Annotated in this window: 3 protein-coding genes; all 3 read left to right on the forward strand. The window is 68.6% G+C overall.

Annotated features, from left to right (window positions below):
* The first annotated feature begins 18 nt into the window (after positions 1-18).
* From VFM98_RS06050 to cyoE, 3 genes are read left to right on the forward strand one after another with little or no spacing between them, the layout of a single operon-like run.
* Positions 19-171 (forward strand): hypothetical protein, encoded by a 153-nt coding sequence (locus VFM98_RS06050; RefSeq protein WP_325109003.1) that lies wholly within the window; start codon positions 19-21, stop codon positions 169-171.
* A 9-nt stretch (positions 172-180) separates the two neighbouring features.
* Positions 181-1,914, forward strand: coding sequence for a cbb3-type cytochrome c oxidase subunit I (locus VFM98_RS06055; RefSeq protein ID WP_325109001.1), 1,734 nt, complete (start codon positions 181-183; stop codon positions 1,912-1,914).
* Positions 1,915-1,921: 7 nt separating this feature from the next.
* Positions 1,922-2,818, forward strand: coding sequence for a heme o synthase (gene cyoE / locus VFM98_RS06060; protein WP_325109002.1), 897 nt, complete (start codon positions 1,922-1,924; stop codon positions 2,816-2,818).
* The last annotated feature ends 32 nt before the right edge of the window (positions 2,819-2,850 follow it).

Genomic DNA, 2,850 nt, shown 5'->3' on the forward strand with positions numbered 1-2,850 from the left:
TACAACCACGGCTTCTCGCTGCAACCGGCCAACATCAACATCCAGGTGGTGCCGGGCTACGAGCACGTGGTGAAGGTCACGCCCAACCAGTCGGGCACCTTCTCCATCGTCTGCAACGAATACTGCGGGATCAACCATCACACGATGGTGGGCCGCATCTACGTGAAGTAGGAGCTCCCCATGTCCGCTGTCCTGCCTGCGCCGCCGGCTTCGCCCTCGGCGGTCACCACCTATCGCACCTGCCCGCGCACGGGCCTGCAGTTCGAGGCCCGCGCCGAGCGACTGATGATCGCCAACGCCGTCACGGCGGTGGTCGCCCTGCTGGTGGGCGGCCTGCTGGCCATCGGCGTGGTACTCACGCGCTGGCCCGCCGTGCACTGGCTCGCCGCCGACACCTTCTACATGGTGCTCACCGCCCACGGCATCGACATGCTGATCTTCTGGATCATCTTCTTCGAGATCGCGGTGCTGTACTTCTGTTCGTCGACGCTGCTGCGCTGTCGCATCGCGACGCCCAACCTCGCCTGGCTCGCCTTCGCGCTGATGCTGATCGGCGCCGTCACCAACAACGTGGCGGTGTTCCAGGGCGGCTCCAGCGTGATGATGACGTCCTACGTGCCGATGATGGCCTCGCCGGCCTTCTACCTCGGGCTGATCCTGTTCGCGGTGGGCGCGCTGATCGGCTGCTTCATCTTCTTCGGCACGCTGGTGATCGCCAAGCGCGAGAAGACCTACGAGGGCTCGGTGCCGCTGGTCACCTTCGGCGCCATCACGGCGGCCATCATCGCGGTGTTCACCATCGCCTCCGGCGCCATCATCCTGATCCCGACCTTCCTGCAGTCGATCGGCCTGGTGAAGGAGGTCGACCCGCTGATCTACCGCACCATCTGGTGGGCCTTCGGCCACTCCTCGCAGCAGATCAACGTGGCGGCCCACATCTCGATCTGGTACGCGGTGGCGGCGATCGCCTTCGGCGCCAAGCCGATGTCGGAGCGCGTGAGCCGCGGCGCCTTCCTGCTCTACATCCTGTTCCTGCAACTGGCGAGCGCGCACCACCTGCTGTCGGACCCGGGGCTGTCGACCGGCTGGAAGGTGGTCAACACCAGCTACTTCATGTACTTCGCGGTGCTGGCCTCGATGGTGCACGGCCTGACCATTCCCGGTGCGATGGAAGTGGCGCAACGCCAGAAGGGCTACACCCGCGGCCTGTTCGAGTGGCTGCGCAAGGCGCCCTGGGGCAACCCGGTGTTCTCCGGCGTCGCCATCGCGCTGGTGGGCTTCGGCTTCCTCGGCGGCATCTCCGGCGTGATGATGGGGACGGAGCAGCTCAACATGCTGATCCACAACACCATCTACGTGCCGGGACACTTCCACGCCACGGTGGTGGTCGGCACCACGCTGTCGTTCATGGCGCTCACCTACTTCCTGATCCCCGCGCTCTTCAAGCGCGAGATCTGGCTGCCGCAGCTGGCGAAGATCCAGCCCTGGCTGTTCGGCCTGTCGATGTACTTCTTCTGCCTGGTGATGATGGGCGCGGGCACGCTGGGCGTGTCGCGCCGGCACTGGGACATGGCTTTCCAGGGCGCGGCGCTGGCGTACGAGTGGCCGGGCGCGGCCTACCTGATGATGGGGCTGGTCGGCATCGCCGGCGTGGCGGCCATCGCGGGCGGCGGCATCTACATCCTGGTGACGGTGGGCTCGCTGCTGTTCGGCAAGAAGCTGGATGCCGGCGAGCGCAAGGGCACGTTCACCCCGGTGCCGCGCGCGGCACCGACGGTGGCCGTGCAGACCTACGGCTCCGCGGGCTTCGCCGCGCCGGGCACCTTCGTGCTGGCGATGCTGTTCCTGCTGGCCTTCGTGCTGTACTACTTCATCAACTGGAAGTACCTCGGCCAGCTCTGGGGACTGAGCTGAGGCGCGCATGGCCACGACCGTCCTTGCCTGCAAGCCGCGCGGCCTGCCGCTGGCGCGCGCCGTGCTCTCGCTGTTCAAGCTGCGCATCGGCGTGCTGATCATGGTCACCGCGCTGGTGGGCCTGGCGGTCACGCCGGGCGCGCGGCTCGGGCTGGCCCAGGTGCTGGTGCTGGCGCTGTCGGTGCTGGTCGCCTCGGGCAGCGCCGGCGCGTTCAACCACTACGCGGAGCACGAGTCCGACCGGCTGATGGCGCGCACGCGCGGGCGGCCCTTCGCCACCGGCGCGCTGCCGCACCATCCGCTGTGGCTGGTGCCGATGGCGCTGCTGCTGTTGGCCGCCGTGGGCGCGGCCTGGGCGCTGCTCAATGGCCCGGCGGCGCTCTACGTGTTCCTCGGCGCCTTCTTCTACGGCGTGGTCTACACGCTGTGGCTGAAGCGCCGCACCCCCTGGAACATCGTGATCGGTGGCCTGGCCGGCAGCTTCGCCGTGCTGGCCGGCGCCGCCGCGGCCGATCCGGTGCCGGGGCCGCAGGCCTGGCTCCTGGCACTGGTGCTGTTCCTGTGGACACCGCCGCACTTCTGGAGCCTGGCGATCGCCAACCGCAGCGAATACCTGGCCGCGGGGATTCCGATGCTGCCGGTGGTGGTGGGCGACGTGCGGGCCGCGCGGATCGTGTTCGCGAGCACGGTGGCCTTGGTGCTTGCTTCGCTGCTGCCGCTGGCCGTTGGTGCCGGGTGGATCTACGGCGTGGGTGCGCTGGGCGGCGGGGGCTGGTTCGTGAAGCAGACGTGGCGGCTGGCGCGGCGGCCGAGCCGGCTGAATGCGATGGGCGCGTTCTTCGCGTCGCTGATCCAGTTGAGCGCGCTGCTGGCGGCAGCCACCGCGGACGCGTTCCTGCGCTGAGGGGATCTTCACCATGCGCGCGCCCGGGCCCG

The organism is Ramlibacter sp. (assembly GCF_035706265.1).
Lineage (GTDB): Bacteria > Pseudomonadota > Gammaproteobacteria > Burkholderiales > Burkholderiaceae_C > Ramlibacter.